The organism is Parasphingorhabdus sp. NYA22 (assembly GCF_976973735.1).
Map to the genome: position 1 here is coordinate 75132 of NZ_OZ333478.1, position 21527 is coordinate 96658.

Annotated in this window: 21 protein-coding genes and 4 pseudogenes; 7 read left to right on the plus strand and 18 right to left on the minus strand. The window is 53.4% G+C overall.

The genetic code is table 11. From position 1 onward, the window contains the following. Positions 1–128: 128 nt before the first annotated feature. On the plus strand, positions 129–1670 hold the full coding sequence (locus ACWFTY_RS17345) for a Fic family protein (RefSeq protein WP_447527012.1): 1542 nt from the start codon (positions 129–131) through the stop codon (positions 1668–1670). Positions 1671–2034: 364 nt separating this feature from the next. Next, on the plus strand, positions 2035–4377 hold the full coding sequence (locus ACWFTY_RS17350) for a TonB-dependent receptor family protein (protein ID WP_447526946.1): 2343 nt from the start codon (positions 2035–2037) through the stop codon (positions 4375–4377). Between the two features lie 943 nt (positions 4378–5320). Here ACWFTY_RS17350 and ACWFTY_RS17355 read toward each other — a convergent pair. From ACWFTY_RS17355 to ACWFTY_RS17375, 5 genes and pseudogenes are all read right to left on the minus strand, one after another. Next, entirely contained in the window at positions 5321–5485 is a 165-nt protein-coding gene (locus ACWFTY_RS17355; RefSeq protein WP_447526947.1) for a hypothetical protein, read from the minus strand. Positions 5486–5655: 170 nt separating this feature from the next. Further along, the gene (locus ACWFTY_RS17360) at positions 5656–5829 is read right to left on the minus strand and encodes a hypothetical protein (RefSeq protein ID WP_164089308.1); all 174 of its coding nucleotides are present in this window, start codon (positions 5827–5829) and stop codon (positions 5656–5658) included. 41 nt (positions 5830–5870) lie between these two features. Next, a pseudogene (locus ACWFTY_RS17365) lies at positions 5871–6283 on the minus strand (Tn3 family transposase); the annotation flags it as partial. Continuing rightward, positions 6243–6407, minus strand: coding sequence for a hypothetical protein (locus tag ACWFTY_RS17370; RefSeq protein WP_335660893.1), 165 nt, complete (start codon positions 6405–6407; stop codon positions 6243–6245). The pseudogene ACWFTY_RS17365 and the gene ACWFTY_RS17370, both read right to left, overlap by 41 nt. Before the next feature lie 30 nt (positions 6408–6437). Then, on the minus strand, positions 6438–6926 hold the full coding sequence (locus ACWFTY_RS17375) for a KUP/HAK/KT family potassium transporter (protein ID WP_335660894.1): 489 nt from the start codon (positions 6924–6926) through the stop codon (positions 6438–6440). A gap of 49 nt (positions 6927–6975) precedes the next feature. On the opposite strand from ACWFTY_RS17375, the pseudogene ACWFTY_RS17380 reads away from it, so the two are divergent. Next, positions 6976–7758: pseudogene (locus ACWFTY_RS17380) on the plus strand (IS5 family transposase). Between the two features lie 105 nt (positions 7759–7863). Here the strand turns inward: ACWFTY_RS17380 and ACWFTY_RS17385 are convergent. Together ACWFTY_RS17385 and ACWFTY_RS17390 are read right to left on the minus strand one after the other, a co-directional pair. Next, positions 7864–8520 (minus strand): DsbA family protein, encoded by a 657-nt coding sequence (locus ACWFTY_RS17385; RefSeq protein WP_430417849.1) that lies wholly within the window; start codon positions 8518–8520, stop codon positions 7864–7866. Continuing rightward, entirely contained in the window at positions 8517–8960 is a 444-nt protein-coding gene (locus ACWFTY_RS17390; RefSeq protein WP_430417848.1) for a disulfide bond formation protein B, read from the minus strand. Before ACWFTY_RS17390 ends, ACWFTY_RS17385 begins: the two co-directional genes overlap by 4 nt. Before the next feature lie 122 nt (positions 8961–9082). On the opposite strand from ACWFTY_RS17390, the pseudogene ACWFTY_RS17395 reads away from it, so the two are divergent. Beyond that, positions 9083–9292, plus strand: a pseudogene (locus tag ACWFTY_RS17395) (transposase); the annotation flags it as partial. A 428-nt stretch (positions 9293–9720) separates the two neighbouring features. Here the strand turns inward: ACWFTY_RS17395 and ACWFTY_RS17400 are convergent. The 3 genes and pseudogenes from ACWFTY_RS17400 to ACWFTY_RS17410 all read right to left on the minus strand — a co-directional run bounded on the left by ACWFTY_RS17400 (position 9721) and on the right by ACWFTY_RS17410 (position 12365). Further along, positions 9721–10110, minus strand: a complete 390-nt coding sequence (locus tag ACWFTY_RS17400) for a hypothetical protein (RefSeq protein ID WP_123906374.1) — start codon at positions 10108–10110, stop codon at positions 9721–9723. Positions 10111–10537: 427 nt separating this feature from the next. Next, positions 10538–10762 (minus strand): annotated as a pseudogene (locus ACWFTY_RS17405) (IS110 family transposase); the annotation flags it as partial. A gap of 247 nt (positions 10763–11009) precedes the next feature. Further along, a complete protein-coding gene (locus tag ACWFTY_RS17410) occupies positions 11010–12365 on the minus strand; it encodes a dihydrolipoyl dehydrogenase family protein (RefSeq protein WP_430417847.1) in 1356 nt (451 codons plus the stop codon). A gap of 232 nt (positions 12366–12597) precedes the next feature. Between ACWFTY_RS17410 and ACWFTY_RS17415 the strand changes: the two genes are divergently transcribed. Beyond that, positions 12598–13104, plus strand: coding sequence for a hypothetical protein (locus ACWFTY_RS17415; RefSeq protein ID WP_430417859.1), 507 nt, complete (start codon positions 12598–12600; stop codon positions 13102–13104). On the opposite strand, the gene ACWFTY_RS17420 is transcribed toward ACWFTY_RS17415, so the two are convergent. The 5 genes from ACWFTY_RS17420 to ACWFTY_RS17440 are packed head-to-tail and all read right to left on the minus strand — an operon-like array spanning position 13011 to position 15657. Beyond that, positions 13011–13268 carry a MerC family mercury resistance protein gene (locus ACWFTY_RS17420; RefSeq protein ID WP_430417846.1) on the minus strand — a complete coding sequence of 86 codons (258 nt, stop codon included), beginning with the start codon at positions 13266–13268 and terminating at the stop codon, positions 13011–13013. The two genes, ACWFTY_RS17415 and ACWFTY_RS17420, sit on opposite strands and share 94 nt — an antisense overlap. Before the next feature lie 6 nt (positions 13269–13274). Continuing rightward, a complete protein-coding gene (locus tag ACWFTY_RS17425) occupies positions 13275–13448 on the minus strand; it encodes a hypothetical protein (protein WP_430417845.1) in 174 nt (57 codons plus the stop codon). Between the two features lie 31 nt (positions 13449–13479). Next, complete coding sequence (gene merA, locus ACWFTY_RS17430) at positions 13480–14907, minus strand: mercury(II) reductase (RefSeq protein ID WP_430417844.1); 1428 nt, start codon at positions 14905–14907, stop codon at positions 13480–13482. Between the two features lie 35 nt (positions 14908–14942). Next, positions 14943–15287: a heavy-metal-associated domain-containing protein gene (locus ACWFTY_RS17435; RefSeq protein WP_447526948.1), complete on the minus strand. Its 345-nt coding sequence runs from the start codon at positions 15285–15287 to the stop codon at positions 14943–14945. Positions 15288–15297: 10 nt separating this feature from the next. After that, entirely contained in the window at positions 15298–15657 is a 360-nt protein-coding gene (locus tag ACWFTY_RS17440; RefSeq protein ID WP_430417858.1) for a mercuric transporter MerT family protein, read from the minus strand. Between the two features lie 103 nt (positions 15658–15760). On the opposite strand from ACWFTY_RS17440, the gene ACWFTY_RS17445 reads away from it, so the two are divergent. Next, entirely contained in the window at positions 15761–16159 is a 399-nt protein-coding gene (locus ACWFTY_RS17445; RefSeq protein ID WP_430417842.1) for a MerR family transcriptional regulator, read from the plus strand. Positions 16160–16376: 217 nt separating this feature from the next. On the opposite strand, the gene ACWFTY_RS17450 is transcribed toward ACWFTY_RS17445, so the two are convergent. Both ACWFTY_RS17450 and ACWFTY_RS17455 read right to left on the minus strand, forming a co-directional pair. Continuing rightward, on the minus strand, positions 16377–17450 hold the full coding sequence (locus ACWFTY_RS17450; protein ID WP_430417841.1) for a PepSY-associated TM helix domain-containing protein: 1074 nt from the start codon (positions 17448–17450) through the stop codon (positions 16377–16379). Then, positions 17450–19633 (minus strand): TonB-dependent receptor, encoded by a 2184-nt coding sequence (locus tag ACWFTY_RS17455; RefSeq protein WP_447526949.1) that lies wholly within the window; start codon positions 19631–19633, stop codon positions 17450–17452. The genes ACWFTY_RS17450 and ACWFTY_RS17455 overlap by 1 nt, the downstream gene beginning before the upstream one ends. Before the next feature lie 286 nt (positions 19634–19919). On the opposite strand from ACWFTY_RS17455, the gene ACWFTY_RS17460 reads away from it, so the two are divergent. Then, positions 19920–20597 (plus strand): acyl-CoA dehydrogenase family protein, encoded by a 678-nt coding sequence (locus tag ACWFTY_RS17460; RefSeq protein ID WP_430417839.1) that lies wholly within the window; start codon positions 19920–19922, stop codon positions 20595–20597. A gap of 106 nt (positions 20598–20703) precedes the next feature. On the opposite strand, the gene ACWFTY_RS17465 is transcribed toward ACWFTY_RS17460, so the two are convergent. Next, complete coding sequence (locus ACWFTY_RS17465) at positions 20704–21513, minus strand: universal stress protein (RefSeq protein WP_335657493.1); 810 nt, start codon at positions 21511–21513, stop codon at positions 20704–20706. Positions 21514–21527 lie beyond the last annotated feature (14 nt).

The following is a 21527-nucleotide window of genomic DNA, read 5'->3' on the forward strand; positions in this document are numbered from 1 at the left end:
AAACGAGTAAACTCGAATATTGGAGAACGATATTCACATTTTGGGTAAATTGTGATAGATTTTCATAGATGGTGAACGCGATTCGCAAGCAACCATGGTTCAAGTGATGATTTTTCACGGAGAAAATTATGAGTGAGTGGCCTTCACAGGCGGTGAATGATTTTCGCGGACTCAGGCTCCCGGAGCCTGCGACGCCGTGTGGCTATGCTGCCTTGATCGCCGCCTATAACCTTTCACTTCCCTTGCCGCCTCGCCTAGCAGCGATTGCCGAACGCCATCATCCGGTGCCAACTTCGGACTGGGTTCTGCTGACCCCGCGCCATCGCCCCGAAGCGAGCCTTGCAGGCCAGCTGGTATTCGCCATGAAGTGGGAAGGCATTGATCTCGGCGTTCTGGCGCAGCTCTTCAAGACCGTCGAACCTGAAGCGATCCGCGAATTCGTAATGGCGACACCGACCGGCGCCTTTGCGCGCCGGGCGTGGTATCTTTACGAATGGCTGACGGGTACCCAGCTCGATATCCCTGAACCTGGCAAAGTTCGGCTGGTGACAATCGTCGATCCTAAGCTACAATTTGCCCTTGCGCGCGGACAAGTCTCGTCCCGGCACAAAATCCTCGACAATCTCCCGGGAACACCGGCCTTTTGCCCAATGGTCCGCCGAACGCCGGCCCTGCAGGCTGCCGCGGACAAGCAGTTGGATAAACGCGTCCGTGCCGAAATCGGGCGCGTCCGCCCCGACCTCGTGGCGCGCGCTGCCGCATTCCTTCTCTTGAACGATTCCAAATCATCCTTTGCGATAGAAGGCGAAAAACCTTCCGGCACCCGAGCGGCGCGATGGGGTCAGGCGATCGCGCAAGCGGGCAGCAACCCCGTCACCCTCGCCGAATTTGACCGTCTTCAAAGCATCGTGATCGGTGATGCGCGCTTCGTAAAACTCGGTCTTAGAACGCAAGGCGGCTTTGTCGGCGTTCATGACCGGGATTCAGGAGACCCGATCCCGGACCATATCAGTGCGCGCCATGATGACGTTACAGACTTGCTGACAGGGCTTGTCGCCTACGCTGATCGAACACTCACCGAAGCGTTCGATCCCGTTGTCGCCGCAGCAGTCCTAGCGTTCGGGTTCGTCTACATCCACCCTTATGAAGATGGCAACGGCCGCATTCACCGTTGGCTCATCCATCACGCGCTGGCAGCCGCCAGCTACAATCCGCCCGGCCTGGTATTCCCGATCAGCGCTGCCATTCTAAGACAGCTCGACGCGTACCGGACAGTGCTGGAAACCTATTCCAGGCCTCTTCTCCCCGAGATCGAATGGCAACGGACGCAGAGCGGCAATGTCGAGGTGCTCAATCATACCGCCGACTTCTACCGTTATTTTGACGCTACCGCGCATGCGGAATTTCTCTATGAATGCGTGGAACAAACCATTGTCCACGATCTTCCCCAAGAGGTTCGTTACCTGGAGGCGTTCGACCAGTTCGGTGACGGCGTGCAGCAGGTCGTCGACATGCCATCAGCGCAGGTCGAATTGCTTCAAAAGTTCCTTCAGCAAAATGGCGGTCAGCTTTCGCAGCGCGCCCGCACACAAGAATTTGCCGCACTGACTGATGAGGAAGTCCTGCGGGTCGAGCAACTTTACGTCGACGCGTTTGAACCCCCAGCATGAATACAACATCGGAAATCAAAGCAATTTTGGAATTTGCACGTGATTAACTCGGAAGCAAATTTGTCAAATACCTTGGCATGCAGAGGATCGTATCGTGGAACGCCAGTCCCTAAGCCCCTGTCTTGCGGGAGTTGGCGATGTTAGTTGAACTCATCATGGGCGCTATTGTTAAGGAGGGTTTCAGCGCGGGCATAAAGCATGGCAAAGGTATCCTCGCAAAACGGGAAGCCAGGCAGGAATTGGCGCAGATAAAGTAATCCATAGCTCAGCCCACTATGCGAGGATGGCAGACCGCTGGCCCCTTCCCCACCCCGAGAAAATAGCATGAGAGCAAGCGCCAGAATGATAGGTACTGACAAAAGTTTTGAGAGCATCGCAATTATGCTCTTGCGAAGCATTTGCAATAACGTTAGAGGCAGCCCTCCCCACACCGCTCGGAGAAAAGGAAACCTCTATGTATCGTGCTACCGTCTCGTCCCTCGCAGTTGCCTTGTCCATGCCAGTGCAAGCCCAAGAGAATAATTGGCCCGTCGCCGAGAAAGATGGAACTGAGCAGGCTTCGGAAGACCGTCAGGCAAATCCCGATACTTCGATTATCGTCCTCGGAGGCCGGATTGATCCCTACCGGATTCCCGGTTCTGCCGATCTGCTCGACAGCGAAGATCTCCGCCGCTTCGACCATGGGGATGTAAACCGTGTCCTGCGTCAGGTGCCCGGGGTAAATATCCAGGAGGAGGATGGGTTCGGGTTGTTTCCAAATATCGGACTGCGTGGTAGCCCAGTCGAACGATCGAGCAACATCACACTCATGGAAGATGGCGTATTGATCGCGCCGGCCCCCTATGCCGCGCCGGCTGCATATTATTTCCCCGCCATCGGACGTATGCAGGCGGTCGAGGTAACGAAGGGCGCAGCCGCGATCCGCTCTGGACCTCGTACTATCGGCGGAGCGGTCAATCTTCGGTCTACCCAAATCCCGACGGATGGATTCTCCGGCTATGCTTCAGGCCAATATGGTTCGCGCAATTACTTCCAAGGCCAGGGCTGGGTTGGAGCTGACACAGATTATGTTGGTGCGCTGATTGAAACCTACCAGCAGGGCAGCGACGGCTTCAAATCAATCGACGGGCGTCCAGATGCTGACACCGGCTTTGAACGACAGGATTATCGTGGGCGATTGGCTGTTCACACCGCGCCGGACGCACCCGTAGAGGCTCGCTTGGAATTTGTTTATGGCCGGTCTGACCTTAAAGCCAATGAGACCTACCTCGGACTTGCCGATGCCGATTTCGCGGCAGAACCCTATCGTCGCTATGCGACCAGCCAGCGCGACGCATTTTCCGGGAAGCACGACCAATTTCGTATTATCGGCACCTTGGCGTTTGCCGATGAGACGAGGATCACGGCCACGCTGTATCGCAACGACTTCAGCCGCAGCTGGTCGAAACTTCAGGATATCGATTTCGATGGCGACGGTCGATTCGATTCGATTCAGACTGTTTTCGATAGCCCCGATGACAATCGCGAAGCTCTTAATATCTTACGCGGGGCGGACAGTGCGAATGGCGCGGTGCGGATCCGCAACAACAATCGCGTCTATCGTAGTGAAGGAGCCCAGTTTTCTTTGGAACGCCCGTTCGCCATCGGCGCGACGCGCCACAATCTCGCGGTCTCCGTCCGCTATCACGAGGATGAAGAAGACAGACTGCAAAACGAGGAATTCTACTCCCAAATTGGCGGAGACCTCGTCTTTGAGCGCCAGACTGATATCGGCCAGCAGGCCAACCGGGAGGCGAAAGCGAAGGCCATCGCATTTTACATCGAGGACCGGATCGAGATCGGTGCCGTGACGCTGACGCCCGGGTTGAGGTACGAAGGGATTGATTTGACCCGGTTGGACTATGCAGGATCGGACCCGGATCGATCGACCGGGCCAACCCGGGTTCGCCGCACCAATATCGACCAGTGGCTGCCTGCTCTGGGTGTTACTTACGAGTTTGGCGACGCCATTGTGCTTGCAGGAGTATCACGCGGCTTCTCTCCTCCCGGCCCCGGCAGTCCGGACGCCCGCGCCGAAAAAAGCTGGAACTACGAAGCCGGCGTCCGCTTCAGGACTGACGAGGTCCAGGTCTCTGCGATTGGATTCTACAACGACTATTCCAACTTGCTCGGCAATTGCACCCAATCTGTCGGCTGCAGCGTCGGCGACATTGGCGATCAGTTCAATGGCGGCGCAGTTACCGTCAAGGGCTTGGAGCTGTCGGCAGCGGTCGAGCCACGCGCCACCGACACAATCTCGTTTCCCCTGTCCCTCGCGTATACGTTCACGGATGCACAATTCGACAGTAGCTTCGACAGCGACTTTTTCGGTGATGTGACTGAAGGCGATGCCCTGCCCTATATTGCGCGGCATCAACTGTATATAGAAGCGGGTGTGAACGCGGGCCGCATTGCGATCAATCTTGGGGTAAGCTACCTTTCCGATTTGCGCAATGAACCCGGGAGCGGGGCTATTGCCGTAAATCAAGGGATCGACGAGCGCATCATCTTTGATCTTGCGGGAAATTTCGCGCTGACCGACAGTCTCTCCCTGTTTGCACGCGTTGATAACATATTCGATGACCAATACGCCGTCAGCAGACGTCCCTTCGGCTTGCGTCCTGGAATCCCCCGGCGGTTCGTGGGAGGCGCTCGGGTCAGCTTCTGAACCCCATGTATGTCCCGAAGCTATGCTCTTTGCACCAACCATCAACGCTGCGTGTTCGCGGGTCCATTCCGTGGAAAGATGAACCTGACTTTAAAGTGAAATACAGGGCGGGAGTGCCGACAATACTGCGATTTACCCTTGAACAGAGTTCAGTTCAGTGCTCATTAATGCGGATAATCCCGTTGCCGAAGCTTTTTGCAAGTTAAGGTTTGATCGAGCCGGCTATCTCTTTGCTGCTTCAGGGGCTGTCATTGACACGCGGTCCATCATTGAAAGATCGTTACCGTCAATTTTGATGTAATTATCCAGAAATGATCAGTTATCGGCGATTTTCCAAATATTATTCTCAATATTTTTATCCGCCCAGCAAGGCAAAACCCCTGCTTCCGAGAACGTTCAGGTGGATCTAGGGGACCAATAATAACGGATGCGGACAATTTAGAAGCAAAATTCGAGTAACACCGCCGAATATATACTCATGGGTTCGGCTCTGCCCAAATACCCCGGCGACCAGCAAACCGGCTGGCAAATTTTGTGCCATAGATATGAGGATATCGGAAGGATGGCAACTTCGCGATGACAGCAATTGCAATTGCGAATCCACACCATTTGCAAGCCGCATCCAGCGGAAATTCGCTTAACCTTTTGCACCGATTTAGTGCCGGTTCGAGACAGACGAATTTTAACCAAATTATGTGGTGGACTAAATTCTTAACAAATTGTTAACTCGTCTGCATGGAACGAAAAAGAAAACATCGACTCGTATTACGTGATGAGGGTGCAAAGCACCCATTCCGATTAGCATTGCCGAGGGCAGTTTTACAAGTTGCCAAAGAGCAGGCAATCGTCGACGTGCGCGAGCCCGGCAACAGTATTTGGCAAAACGAATTTTCACTTTCGGGCATATTGATTTTTATAGCCTTCTTCTCAGTCTTCTATTTGTTTATTTTCTGAGGGCAATTCCGTCCCATTGGTCATCACAAGAAAGATTCAGGTGATGCCCAAGCCACCCAGCGATCAGGCACATCGCGGCAACCATCATCAGCCTCTCGAAGGTTGGAACATCCAAAACACTCAATCCCAATGCGGCCAGTGCACCGAGCACCATGCCCAGAATTGACTACATTATTGGTGGCAACACCGACAAAACAGGCTTGCAACGCTTGGCATGGTTGTTAAAACATTCTCCACCAAAGGCGGGAATTGAATGATAAGAACGGAACCGATCGGACCAGAAACGAGCCGCCACATCCTCGGCTACAATATCAAGCAGATTTTCTAGATATTGGGGATAGTACCGCTGATACAGGCCATCAGGGCTTGACCTGATGATAAATTCTCTGCGCTGTGCGTAACCTCAAACAAATCTAAAACCTCAAAATTGCCGGCATTGCGGCCCACTAGAAAGCCGCGTTTCTGCAAGGCCTCGTTATTGCTTTCGATGTTATTCATTCAAACAGCGTATTGATGACCGGACAATCTGGCACTGTTCCGCCTTGCCGGAAGGTCGAAATCGCTTGCGTCAGGGCATGACGCTGTTCGCTCTTGTTAAGGCCGGCCCGGCAGCGGCGTCGCAATTCGGGGCTTTCGAGCCAGTCGAGCATGAACAGCGTGCGCTCGATCTTGCCAATTTCCTGCAAAGCCACGTCCAGCTGGTTTTGCCGTTCATAATACGCATCATTACCGACGGCGCGACGTGGCCGGTCTTGATGGATGCTAACAGACACATAATGTCATCCCAATGCTCCCGGATTTTCTCGGTTTTTACGCGCTGGCCAAGGAGCGGCGAAATTTTTGGATAACGCGATGGCATTTCCATCGGTATCAGTCTGCGGTCCTAAAAATCACGCAAGCGCGGGCAGAAACTAAAGCCCAGCAGCGAGCAAAGCGCAAATATATGATCGGTCGCGAGCCATCTCGACATAGATGTGGCAATCGCGGCGGGGGGCGATCACCGCTGCCTGCCCGTCGGCACCGACGAGATAGGAAAGGTGCGATAATCCGGGTGTCTTGATCTTTTCGATAAGCATCTAGGTTCTCCTTCTAATAGGGTGATTGGATCATATCGCGAGCGATATCGTCTGGCAGAGGCGGGGGCCCGTTGTCCTGTGACAATTCGCGAAACGCGTGGTTCTGCGACAGGAACACACGCCCGCGGAATTCCTCGAGAAAGTCGGCTCGTTTGAGGCGTCCATCACAGGTCCCTTCACCTCGGAAAGATTGAGATCAATCTCGGTATAGGCAAGTCTGTGATTGATCGCCTCGATTGCGCTGAGGACTGAAATGGCCCGCGTGATTGTGCCGTCTCCATACAGGAGCGAGGCTCCGAAAACACCCATCGCGACTAGGGCGGCGTGGATGACCCCCGCGCGCCGCCTGCACGGACCGAGCCGTGCGACCAGCGCAATGATACCGCCTTCGCCCTTGTTGTCGGCGCGTAGAACGACCGACAGGTATTTGATTGAGATCACGACTATGAGCGACCACACCATCATCGATAAAACGCCGTAAATATGCTGCGGCGTCACCCGCAGATGGCTTTGTTGCATAACAAGGTGATGGATTCCCTCGGGGAATCGATATGTATAGATGGGCCTGATGCCCAGACCCATCTCCCCGACGTACCGCACGACCAATTGGCCCGCTTATAATGCATCGCTGAAGCAGCGAGGTTCATTGGATGTGTGGTTTGACCAGAGATAAACTGGCTCTCGGTACCAGTTGGTCGGCCCGGTTGGCCGATGCGGTTTTCTGACAGCGCAATTGAGCTGTGCATGACGCTGAAGATCCTGTTCAACCTTCAGCTACGACAGGTGACGGGTCTGGTTGCGAGCCTGCTCAAGATGGCGAAACTGGACTGGCCAGTGCCGGATTATACGACGCTTTGCCGCCGTCAAAAAGCATTGTCGGTGAACCTCGGTGGGCGGCCCAGTTCGGGCGGGCTACATCTGCTGGTCGATAACACCGGGATCAAGATGATGGGTGAAGGGGAGTGGAAAACGCGTAAACATGGCGCTTCATACTGCCACCAATGGCGCATATGACACGAGAGGCTATCATGCCGTCATCGCTGAGCACGGTGCCAATCCGATCATCCCGGTACGCCGCAACGGGCGGCTGTGGACCAAAGATGGCCCTGGCGTTGACGCCCGCAATGAAGCACTGCGCACAACCAAACGGCTTGGCCGGACGATCTGGAAAAAGTGGAGCGGCTATCACCGCCGCAGCCTTGTCGAAACCAAGATGCATTGCTTCAAGCTCCTCGGCCAGCGCGTCGCCGCGCGCACCTTCGACCATCAGATTACCGAACTAAAAGCCCGCGCTGCAGGCCTCAATCGGTTCTCAGCAATAGGAAACCCGAAGACCATCCGGGTCGCATAATAACTCCAAGTAAAACCTGACTCGCGACCGTCACGAGTTATGCAACAAAGCCCGTAGAAGAGAACCTGTCGAGAAGGGCCGTTGCAGCCCTGCCAGCCACCGTCTTCACTCTTGGTTTGGGTTTTGTTGAGCTTCGACCTCAGCGCGAACCTGAGCGTAGAGGGGTTCAGGGCCAAATTCAGCCAAGGGTTTACCATTTACAAAAAAGCTTGGCGTTCCCTTGACGCCAAGCGTGTTCGCGTCCTCCAAATCGGACTTCATCATCGCATTTATACCGGCGCTCGGCATTGCCTTGGCCTTTACAAGATCGAGCCCGGCCGCCTTTGCGGCCGACCATGCTCCTGTCATGTCACCATTGTGCCATTTGGGCTGCGCGTCCAATAGTGCCTCCATTACCGGTTGCAGGACGCCCTGCGCACGTGCAGCCTCCAGAATACCAATAGCTTCAGCGGAACCTTCGTGCAGCGGCAGGTAACGCATGACAAGCCGAACATCCTTTGGATACGCGGCGAGTATTTGCTTGACGCTTGGGTAAAAAGCACGGCAGCCCTCGCAAGACGGGTCGAAAAATTCTACAATTGTCACCGGTGCACTCTTGGGTCCGATTATCGGTGAATGAGGACGCACAAATATGTCCTTTGGCACAGCCGCCGCTTTGGCTGCGGGTTCTCCAGCAACCGAACTGCTGTATAGAGTTACCCCGGCAGCGAAAGCGCCAACTGAGAGCAAACTCGTCAAAACTACTCCAAAACGCCTGTTCATGATCGTGATCTCCGATAAAGGTTGAGAAAAAATAAGATGGCCAAAAAGGCTACCAGCGAGAGAAGCGGAATCGGCACGGCACCAAAAAGCGTCATTTCGCCGTTTGAGCAGGACGGTCCTGAACCGCATTGTTGGTTCTCGTCTGGTACAACTCCAAGATAGAGCAACAAATGATAAAGCGCGATCACCCACCCCGCCAACGCAAGGGCAAACGCATAGGGGAGCACATCTCGATCCGATCGGTAGGCCGCGATGCCGAGCATGATGGCCAGCGGAAACATAAAGGCGCGCTGGAACCAACATAACTCGCACGGCGTCTGGCCCATCACCTCACCAATAAAGATTGCGCCAAGGCTGGACGATAGCGCGAAGAACCAGGCAGAAAACAACGCTGTCCAACCGCTACCGGCATAATGCCCCCTTGATCTGATTTCGTTCATCGCCGCCGATCGCATCGGGCAAAAATACCGATGAAAATGCGTTGTTGGGTCATATCTAGCTCCTCTTGATCATTAGCAGTATAAACTATCGGGGGCTATAGTAGTAAGCATCGGATTATACATCGGCCGATGATCTGATGGCCCTGCCGCTACCCCGACCCAGGGCGCTGCTGGCGGACAAGGGCTATGACGGCGACAGGTTCCGAGAAAATCTGCTCATGCGCGGCATCCTCCCAATCATCCCGCCGCGATCGAACCGCAAGGTGCCTGAGCATCCCGACTATCGCCGCTACAAGGCTCCTGTACATTATTGGGACACAGATTCACGGTAGGCGTGTAAAATAGCAGCCGGTCGGCTAACGCGCCAAAGCCCACCATTCGCAGCCCCTCTTGCTACACCACGACCACCTTCACGCCTAGCATGTGCTAGCCTAACTAAGCCGTGCACGGTGTTCGAAGAGTCACCGACCATGATTTTCCTGCCACGGTTTCGTCGCGGCGATGCGAGATAATTTGAATAGACGTGCCTTGGCATACCAAATTGGGCGGATGGCATCCCACACTCGTGTAGGGGTGGCAGAGAATAAATTTTCATGGTTTTAGGAACGATCAAGAAAAGGCTCCTGAGTGCCTAAATTTCATAGGTCACTCAGGGAAAATAATTTTCCGCTGCGCTCGGGGCATTGTGCACGCTGCGGGACGCGACCGTCAGGAATTTACTTTCCTATGGTCTAATAACCGCAACTATTTCCGAATGCAATTATTTGATGTTGCGACCATCAAACGCCACCCCCGACACGGCAGCTTTCAGCCCAGTTGCCAGAGCTTCGATCAGATGGCTTTGGCTTTCACAATTTGTGATTGCGTGGGTCGTGCGAAAATTTTCGCGGCAATCAGATGACCATGCGCCCTCGACAGCTCGCAATGGCAATTCGTCGCTTTTCCACCTAATAGACAGACCGCCGTTTCCTATTGTCCAAATTTCAACTGTAGCAGATAAACCCGCTCCCGTTATCATAAGTGTATAATCATCTTTGTTTTCAACAACCAACACATCAGCGCCTGCTTCTTCGCAGGATGCGACTATTAACGCCACCAGACCTTGGCGACCTTCGGTTTGATTTAGCAAAAATTGTGGACTGTCGATCATTTAACTTGGTTTCACTTCGCTTCATTTATCTTATGCACAAGCAATGCTTAATAAAATACCAATACCCGCCCTGAAAATGGGAGTTCGTGGCAACAAATGCTTCTCTCTCAATGATAGTTGGATCCTTAACGTCGCCTGCTTACGTCACAGTCTGTAATAGAACCTGCCATTCAGCAATCCACCCGATTGTTCTCTAATACGTCAAGGGCAACTGCTGTTTTCCTGAACTGGTGCGATTGCCTGTGGGTGTCTGCGTTCTCTGTGTGTTCGTTGGCACTTTATGGGGTCAGCTGGTTGCGGTGTGGCGAGGTTGAAATCGCAGTCGACCGACTGGGGCCGCATGCTACACAATAGGCGCCATCATCCGCTCCCTCCCTCGGGCGTTTGCTCCCGCTCGGGAGCTCGTTTCGATCTCCTTTCTTACCGGTCAGGCCGGATGGAACGCGGTCCCATCTCGGAGCATGGCATGCATGATGATGGCAAGGCGCCGCGCGAGCGCGATGCGCGCCTTCCGCATGGTCGAGCGCTGCGCAATTGCCAACGCCCAATTCTTAAGCTTCAGTTCGCCCCTGTAGCGGGTCAGCATGACGTGGGAAACCTCATAGAGAAGCGTGCGCACCCTCCGGTCTCCACACTTTGATATGCTGCCGACATCGCTCGATTTTCCGGTTTATGTCGTATCGGGTGATGAGATACGCTCCGGCTTGCCTGTTTATTAGGCTGGCATCGGGATTAGTTTGGCGAGTTTGCGCATCTAGAACGAATATTAAAGCTGGACCGGCTACGTCTCCGGCATCGCCGTTCGTTCTCCCATAATCGCAGTATCACCCGCTTCCACAGAAATACTGAATCACATCTCTATATTGCTTGCAAGGCTGAATTTTTTTATACACGTCACCTCACAACATCGAGCCAACATCAGAGCCAACCGACGGATAGGCACTGACCATTTTTTCCAGTTCGCTCGTGGTCAAATCAAGACGCATCGCCAGACCGAAAAAATTGATGATTTCGGCATACTCCGGCCCCAACAAATGCGCGCCCAATATTTTGCCGGTTTCATCATCGATGATCACCTTGGTGGCAGCGCAGGTCTCTCCCACTCGCAGATTGGAATACCAGCCGCTTGTATCGTTGGTCGCGATGCGCAGCTTGTAACCAGCAGCTTTTGCTTCTTCTTCCAGCATTCCCACACGCGCCAATTCGGGTATGGTAAACACTACCGTTGGGACACCTTTATAGTCTGGTTTGGCATGATTGCCTTTCAGCATATTTGACGCAACCACCTTGCCTTCAAACACGGCCACCGGCGTAAGTGGCGCACCTTTTGTGTCCGCTGCATCCCCCGCTGCATAAATTGACGGATTGGAGATGCTTTGCAGAAATTCGTTCACTTTGACGCCGTGGGCGTCGGATTCGACGCCTGCCTTGTCCAGATCAAGACCATCGATCGCTGGAACGCGCCCCGCACCATGCACGATCAAATCAGCCAAATAGTTTTGGGCTTGACCGTCGACATCAACAGTTACCGAATATCCGCTATTTTCTTGGGCGATGGAGATGAGATTGGTCTTCTGAACGACCTCAATTCCTGCCTCTTTGCTTCGCTCTAGCAATTTATCGACAAGATCTGGGTCAAAGCCCTTTAGTGGACGCTCGCCGCGATCAATGATTGGAACGTCGCTTCCCGCGCGGGCCGCGATATGTGCAAACTCAAAGGAGATGAAACCGCCGCCCACAAATATGATCTTTTCCGGGAGGCTCTCCAGCTCCAGAAACTCTGTGCTATCAATGAGATACTGCGCCCCAGGCACGTCAATTTTCCGGGGCTTTGCACCGGTTGCAATCAGTATCTTCTTCGCCTGCAGCCGTGCTTTTCCGTCAACCTCGATTATGTCCTCAGCGACAAATTTTGCGCTGCCGTGCAAGGTTGTGACACCATTTTTGTCGAGACCAGATTCTATTTTTGGCGGCATTTTTTCGGTGAATACCCGCTTGAACGCCATCAGGTCCGACCAGTTGATAGCCAGGCTGCCGGGCTCGATGCCCTTGCCATTCATCAAGGAAGCAGCATCAATTATCTCTGCGCCGCGTCTCAACATTTTTTTGGGGTCGCATCCTCTAAGAGCACATGTGCCGCCATAGGGTAGCTCGTCCACGACTGCGACTGACCAGCCCGCCGAAGCACATTTGTTGGCCGCAGTGACTGCCGCCATGCCGACGCCGATGACGATGAGATCGAAAGACTGGGTCATGATGAGTTCCTTGATAAGCGATATTAGGACTAACGGGTGGAGCGGCTGCGGGTTCCGCGACGATCGATGGAGATGCCGTCAGGGAGGATGAGGCAAGGGGGTAAATGCTGAAATTTCGCATCAATTAGGTCTCTGGGGACTTTGTTTCGGCTCGCCATTGCACTTCGGCGATATATGCTTGACGTGAAAACAGGTCGCGTTCGTTTCGACGCCTCACACTCCTTTATGGAGCATGGCCCTAACAGCATGCCGCTTCTGGCGTATCAAACAGGCCCCTGAAATCGGTTTTTCCGCTGAGGCGATCAAGATAGAAGTCTGGATCTTTTGCGAAAACCTCTGCGCAATGAGGGCAGCGGCAGAAACGAATTTCCTGCCCGTTGTGCAGTACGGGAACCGTGTAGGCGGTCGGTTTTTCAGCAAGGCACGCGGGACAGACATGGATATCCCTAACCTCTTCGACAAAACGTTCTGGCTGTTTCTGGAAAATATCGGCGCAACCCTGGTAACAGAAGAAATACACGATCTCATTATAGGCCGCCTCTACCGCCTGCTCATCGGTAATTCCAAGCCGCACCAAAGAGCAGCCGCAGGTGGGACAAATTTTAACGTTCATTACGCTTGGTTTCCTATCATGTTTCAAATTTCTTATGCCGTAGCCTTGGGAACAGGGCATCGTTTTAACGGGGGTGATACAATTTCGAAAATTGACGAACCGATCATGAATGCCAACCCAACATAGAATACGGCGTTGCTCCAGTCTGCCGACCAGAAAAGGTAGAATTTTGCCAACACCAGGACTGGCCCAATCAGGCTCAATATCCCGCGCCAAATGATGCGGTGGCGATTGAACAAATAAAGATTGGCAATCAGGGCAATGATGACAAAAATTGGTAACAATCGCACTATGATTTAACCTTCATAATGATCCAACCATCCAAGACCCAGCGAAGCCCCGAGGGCGGCAATGGCCGGAAAACAATTTGCGCAGCCCATTGCTGCGACAATGGCACCGATTGCGCCGGCGCCACTTCCGGTGCTTGAAGCAACATTGGCCGCACTTTCCGTCTCACTATCAGTTTTCATATGCTGGTCCATTCTCCACGTCCTGCCTGAGCTAGCCCGCGCAGCAGGAGAGCTTAGTCACATCCTTGTCGAATGTCTGGGCAGCTAGCTTCAGACCTTCTACGGTTGTTAGATAAGGAAAAATTGTTTCCCCAAGCGCCTTGGCTGTCATTCCAAATTTTAGAGCCATTACCAGCGTCTGGATGCTGTCCGAACCTTCGGGAGCCATAATCTGACCACCGAGCAATTTGTCGGTTTTCCTGTCCGCTACAAGCTTAATCAGGCCTCTCGTGTCACGCGCCGCCAATGCGCGCGGCACCTGATCCAGAGGGACTACAGATGTTTCAACGTCAAATCCCGCTTCCCGTGCTTCGGCTTCACTCAAACCCACCCCTGCAACCTGTGGATCGGTAAAGACAACCCACGGCAGCGCCGAATTATCATATGATTCTGACCCCATAGCTACCGCGTTCATGGCAGCGAGCTTGGCACCATAAGCGGCCATATAAACAAATTGATCGCGGTTGGTCACATCGCCTGCCGCATATATATCTGGGTTGGACGTTTGCATGTTGTCGCCGACGACAATCGCGCCGCGCCTATCAAGCGCAACGCCAACATCTTCGAGTCCAAGCCCTTCTGTGTTTGGTGTCCGGCCTGTCATCACAGCGAGAGCGTCGGCGGTGAGTTCAAGCCGTTCACCTTCGTGCTTGATACAAATCGTGACGCCAGAAGTGTCTTGCCGACAAGCATCATAGGTGCTTCCACAATAGATGGTGATACCTTCCGTGCGGAAAGATTCAGTCAGTGCCACCGAGATTTCTGGCTCGGCGCCGGGCAATAGATGTGAGCGGCATATGATCGTCACTTCGACGCCCATTCTTGCCATCATCAATGCCAGTTCAGATCCGATGTAGCCGCCGCCGATGAAAATCAGGCTTTTGGGCAATATTTTCAGATCGAGCAATCCGGTGCTGTTGAGCGTTGAAACCTCATCAATCCCTTTGATGGGAGGGAGAGAAGGACGGCCGCCGGTCGCAACAATGATCTTTGGTGCCAGTATCAAGCGTTCACCAATTTGAACCCCGCCCTCGACAAGGCGAGCTGGCCCTTCATCGAAATAATCGACATTCTCATATTCGGGCAACAGGTCGGTATATTTCTTTTGCTGCAACCCGGAAACAAGCTGATCTTTCGAGGTCACGAGCTGCGCCCAGTTTTCTACTCGGGCATCCCCAGCGATTCCGGGAAAGCGGCTTGCAGATTTGGCACCATGAATAGCTTCTGCGGCGCGTATCATCGCTTTGGATGGAACGCACCCGACATTAACGCAGGTGCCGCCAATTGCGCCGTGACCGATCAGCGCAACCTTTGCTCCGTTCCCTGCCGCCGTAATCGCAGCCGAGAACCCTGCCGACCCGGCACCCACGACAGCAAGGTCGTAGCGTCCGTCATTATCTGACGCGCAATAGTCGTTCATATTAATTCATTTCTTTGGTTAGGGCCTAAACAATCTTACTGTGCGGCGGCGATTTTCGCTGGGTAACCCGCATTTGTCGATGCAGAGGCAATGGCCGATTCAGTGGTGCGCTCTGGATCAAACGTCACTTTTGCCGTTTTTGCTTGAAAATCAACATCGACAGAAGACACGCCGCTAACCTTGCCGATGGCCTTCTTGACCGTTATCGGACAGGTGGCGCAGGTCATTTTTTCAATAGTGAATGTTTCGGTTTTGAGGGCATTTTTAGATGCCGCCTCTGCAACGGCTTGGGCGCCGGAAGATGGCAGCAATGTCATGGCTCCTAGTCCGCCTGCTCCAACGGCAACAACGGCTGAAAATATAATATAAGCGCGTTTCATAAGCTTTCTCCTAATAGAAATACGGTGCCCACCAATCGATTGTGATTGATAGAGCAATGAGTGATGTTCCTACCCAAAGGGCAGTTTTCGGGATGATTGATGATTGTGGGCGCGCGCAATATGAGCCGTCTTCACAAACAGGCATTGTGCGGAAATAGACATGCCAAAAACCCGCAGCCAAAAAACCGAGGGTCACTGCCACAAAATACCACTTATAGGGTTCGAGCGCGGTTAGATTGCCGATCCACGCTCCGCTTACGCCAAGTGTTACAAGGACGAGCGGTGCAATGCAGCAAGACGATGCCAATATGGCCCCGGCGATGCCGCCAACAGCCCACCAGCTGCGTTTTTCCGGTGATTGCGCGGGCATTTCAGTCTGAACAGTCTCTGGCAATATGTAATCTTTCGCTGCGATTGATCTTCGACGGAAACAACTATACTCTCTGTAGTTACTACAGGAACAAGGACTTTTTATGCAACCATCTGTCAAGCGCGGAAAACTGGCCAAAATCGCCGGCTGCAACGTCGAAACGATACGATATTACGAGAACATCGAACTGTTACGCGCCGTTGATCGCACAAGCAGTGGTCACAGGGTCTATTCGTCAGATGACCAGGCACGGTTACGCTTCATTCTGCGCGCACGGGAACTCGGTTTTTCAATTGCGGAGCTAAGAGGCCTTCTCAGCTTGGTCGATTCCAAAGAATATACGTGCGGAGAAGTGTTGGCCGTAACCAACGACCACATTACCAATATTCAACAGAAAATATCCGACTTGAAACGTTTGGAGCAAACATTGTCGGACATGGCGCAAAAATGTGATGGCGGCGAAGTGCCTGACTGCGCCATCGTTGATGCAATGTTTCATTGAGGACAGCTTTATCCTATATCGCGCGCGACAACAGGACTGTCAGGGTTGCAAGCATCGGCACTAAGGACCGCTATCGACGTAAAAGTTGGACAAATAGTGCGAGCTAATTGCAGCCCCAAAACATCCACTCGTTCGAGTTCAGCGAGCCGCCGATCACGTTTGGCGAGCAGGTTGCCCCGCTACAGAGGACCCTCTTGCCATTGTGGCGACCAAGCTGTCAGGGCTTTATCGGCTTCGAAAATCCTTTCTTGCGAAACCAGAAACTCCACACGGCCAGACTACCGAGCAGTGCCAATGCCAAACCGGCAATCGACTGCACAACTTTATAAACTGTACCGCCAACCTTCGCCGCATGGAGCGGATAGGCGAGATTGAATAGCTGCAAGCCCTGCGGCATAGCGAGCGCATCTTTAGCCCGAAGCAGATTGCCGGTTGCGCCATCGAACCAGATGATCGTGCGGCCATTATTGTGCCATTCACCCGGCCGCTTCAACCGGATGGCAACGGGATCGCCCGTTTTTCGCGGCAGTCCGATAATACGGATAGTGGCATCAGGAAAGCGCGCTTGCGCCGCTGCCATGATGCGAGGCCAATCGGCATTATCCGCAGGTCCCGCGGTCACTTTCGGCGGTTCGAGTGCCGACTCCATTTCAGCTGCGCTGGAGAAAGGCGACAGCAAAAGTTCCGCGACCGGCTTGAGCGTCATCATCACACCGGTCAACATGGTGAGGAACAGCAACGGCGCGAGTATCACGCCCATATCGCGGTGCTGCCTGACGATTGCGGGCCTTGTCATTCTGGCAGGCCACAGGCGCAACCTGAATGTCTTTCGTGTCGGCCACCACAATATCAGTCCGGTAAGGATGAATCCCAGACCGACCAGTCCGGCAATGCCGCTGACCGTCTCTCCCGCTTCCCCGACAAGCAGATGGTGGTGCAGATCAAACAGGAAAATTTCCGAGCGAGCCCATATGCTGTCCCATGACGCGATGGCAGATCCGTTCGCATCGGCATAAAAGCCGCTGTCCGGTCCGGTGCGCACCGTGTGGAGGGCAATATCGCTGTTGGCAAAAACGATGGAGGTCGGTGTCTGGGCCGAACCGGCCAGGATATTTTGCACAAGCGCGCCAAGAGTGGCAGGGCCGGTCTGAACAACCTCTTCCGCCACCGGCACTGTCATGCGGAGCCAAGCGCCCTTCCACAACAACAAAGCGCCGGTCAGGCCAAGCAAGGCCAGCAGCAGACCGATTAATCCGCCCGTCCAACGATGGATCGACGCGACCAACTGCATCAGAAGCTATATTTCCAGCCCAGCGTGAACGCACGTCCACGGCCGGATACATAAGTGCTGTCATTCACGAAGGTAACCGTCTGCGCATAATAGGTAATATATTGCTTATCGAGAATATTCTGGATGCCCAGGCTGAAATCACCAAAGTCGTTACCTGTGTATGACAGCGCAAGATCAACCAGTGTAAATCCGTCAAAATCATTTTGTGGCAATCCGCCCTCGAATGTCCGATCAAAAAAAGTCGATGACTGAAGCCGTGCTGACAGGCCAGCTGCAATCGGACCTTCGACGAACAAATTCAGCCGGTCCGGCGAAATATTGCGTCCGTCGAGATCGCGGTCGACAACATCGTCCCCGTCGCTATCAAAGCGACCGTAGAGTTTTGCAAAATTGGCACCGAAGCCAAAGCCGGATGGGAAATGGTAATCGGCAGCAAATTCAAATCCGGAAATCTCGGTGCGTTCTCGCCGAATTTGTCCTGCACCATTGACCACCTGAATGCGCGAACCAAGATCGGAATTGGACCAAAAATAGCTGGCATCAAGGTTCAGGCCGTTCTTGTGATAACCCGCTCCGATTTCGATATTGTCGGCAATGACCGGCTGTAGATCAATGAGATCGGCCACTGTCTGCCCCGGGGTGTTGACGGAACGCAGAACCAGGCCGGCGTCCGGCATGGTGAAGCCCTGCGCATAAGATGAAAAGAATGTCAGTCCTTCCAGCGGTTCGACGACGATGCCGGCATTTCCGAGCAGCTTGTCGAATGTCAGCGAAGAGCCTTGGACAAAGGTAGATCCGGCGCTCGCGATCGTGGTGAAATCGGGCACGTCGAGCGCCACATTCTCGTAGCGCAGCCCGCCGGACAGGCGCACGGCCTCGTTGAGGAAGGTCTGCTCGAGTTGCACGAAGGGCGCGAATTCCTGGAATTTCAGCAACGGCACCCAGAGCCTGTCCGTCTGTGCCAGTTCCTGAAAGGTCTCGTCATGCAGATAGTCGGCACCTGCCGCGATCTGCAGCCCGTTCCATAACGTATCTTCGCGCACATAGGTCAGCTTTGCGCCATATTTTTCCGATGCCAATGCTGACTGATCGAACAGGCTGCCCGCTGGCGCAATCGACACATCCTGAAACACCGGGAACGCATCTCCGCCATATAGCGCGTAGAAATCATAATAATATCCCGCGAGCGACAGCTTGCCGCCGAACAGGTCCCTGTCAGTATAGGACAGGGCCAGATTTACGGCTTCATTGTAGGTAGGGTCTCCAGCCGGTACGCCGCGGGCGCTGGTTGCGGGAATACCTGCTGCAATGTCGCCGTCGACGCGAACATAATCGCCGTCACCAGCAAGATTGAAATAATTGGCCGTCAGTTCGATCCGTTTGCTGTCATCAATGTCGAGACCAAGCTTCCCGAAGACATTATAGGATGTGGTGTCGGCAAGGTCGCCCTGTGTGGGATCGACGCCCACCGCGTTACCGTTTCCGTCATAATATAAGTCGTTTTTCTGGTAGGCCCCGGCGACGACAAAATCCACAGCACCAATTTTTTGACCCACCAGACCCGTGAGCCGTGTGTGGAAGCCATTGTCTTCAAAGTCGTCGGTCGAGATTTCGGCGGAAACTTTCGCCAGCAGGTCGCCATTCGTTGGCGGGGCGACGGTGACATAATTGATGACACCGCCGGTCGCGCCCACACCCTGAATGGCATTGGCACCGTAAATCACCTCGACGCGGTCGACAAACGCGGGGTCGATGGTGAATCCGCTACGCTCACCGTTGCGCAAGGGAGTCGATTGCGGAATATTGTCGAGTAGATAAAGCGGCGTGCGCCCGCGCAGGGTGACGCTACTGCTTGTCATCTTCTGCCGTCCGGGGGTCAGGCTGGGAATGGAAAAACTGAGGCTATCGAGGAGGCTCGTGCTGACCGACAATTGCTGGTCGATCGTCTCGCGGTCAATGACGCGAACGCTGTTCGGAATGGCGCTGATCGGTTTGTTGACGCGCGATGCGGTCACGATAATTGCGGGTTTGAATTCGTCTGCCCGGCTAACATCGTCATCTCGTTGATTTTGGTTTTGCGATTGGGTCTCGCCGCCGTCCTGTGCCCATGCGGCAGGAGAGTGCATGGCAAACAGCAATATCCCGAAAGCTGCCAAGTTTTTGAAATGCGGTGTCCGATTCACGATATAATTCCCTGTCTAATCTCTAATGCGAATGCGAATTATTCGCAATAATAGCAAAGGTCAATAGACCTATTGGATTCTTTCGAATATTTTGAAGCGAGCGGAATGGTTGTAAGCTTGCCAATATCCTGCGAACCAGACTGACAGTCTGCTTTTCATGACTCTCGATTTTAAATCAGACAGCAGAAGGACGGCTTTCCAGTTTAGCCGCACTTGGTGCTATCGGGTCGGGGCCTGAGCAGCCTAGAGGTTAGCACTTGCTCAAGAGGCGGCGTATGCGAAGCCGATGGCTATTGATGCATTAGATGCGCCTACGGCCCATCGGATCTTCATGCAGCACCGGTTGATCGAACAACCGGCAATGATGTCCGTGCTTGCCGATCTCGCGGTAGAAAGTGAAGCCGCAACCGCTCTTGCCTTCCAGGTCGGAGCCGCATTTGATATGGCCGACCCGCTATCCCGTCTGCTGACCCCCATCGCAAAATATTGGGTTTGCAAACGTGCGCCCGCGATGGTGTATGTAGCAATGGAATGTCTGGGCGGAACAGGCTATGTCGAAACTGGTCCGATGCCGCGCCTTTTCCGTCAGTCTCCGCTGAACGCGATCTGGGAAGGCTCGGGAAATGTGATCGCGCTGGATGTCTTGCGCGCAATGGCACGCGAACCCCAAGCGCTCGACAGTCTGCGGGAATTTCTGTTTTCTGCAAGCGGGCGCTATCCTTCCTATGATAATCACCTGAAAACTCTGAAAATTAGCGGACTGGCCGAGCATAATGCCCGTAACATCGTCGAACTGCTTGCAATATCCGCTCAAGCAGCAGTGCTTGACAACGCGGACAACCCTGTCGCCGAAGCTTTTTGCAAGTTAAGACTTGATCGACCCAGTAATCTTTTTGGTGCTTCCACCGCCGTCATTGACACACGGTCCATCATTGAAAGAGCCATGCCGACAGCTTTGATGTAATTATCCAGAAATGATCATTTATTGGCGATTTTTCAAACATTATTGTCAATATTTTTTACCCACCCAGCAAGGCTGAATCCCTGCTTCCGAGAACGTCCAGGTGAAGTTATGGGACCAATAATAACGGGAGTGGGCAACTTCGAAGCAAATTTCGAGTAACACCGCCGAATATATATTCATGGGTTCGGCTCCGCCCGAAAGCCCCGGCGACCATAACACCGGCCTGCAAATTTTGTGCCGTAGATATGAGAATATCGGAAGGATGGGAACTTCGCGATGACAATAGTTGCAATTGCGGGTCCACACCATGACTAGCGAGATATTTGCAAGCCGCATCTGGCGGAATTTCGGTTCCCTTATCTTCATCAATTGATACGATATGGACCTCACTAGCAATTTTGATCAAAGGAAGCGATGAGCGTAATGCATTGGCAGATTCAATACTCCCATTCCAACAGATGATAGCCGGATCCATAAGATTGATTCCAATAAAATCATGAGGTTGGAGCAATGTTGGGGTCCGTATGTGACTTAGTAGGTCTCCGAAAAATGTTGTTGACCTGTTTTTATCAGAATTTCCGGGCGGCCGTCCCAGAATCGCGATATCCCGCAAGGCACTCTCACGTGTTATCGCATTGACGGGATCGCCTTCAATATGATTAAAATCCCAGCTTACATTCTCTTTGTCTAACCGCTCTCTTATCTGCATCCGGATTTTTTCCCCACGCTTTTGAGCCTCAACAATGAAACGATGCTTGGCCGCCATGCCCCCATAGGCATCCGATATCTTAAATGAATTGAGTGATGAAACATGGAGGCAACTCAAATGGCCCTCCACTGCGCGGGTTACGTCAAGCGCCGCTTGGACCCACGGATCTGGGCCTTGATCATCAATGTACCACAGCACAGACTGCATTAAATTTATTCCTT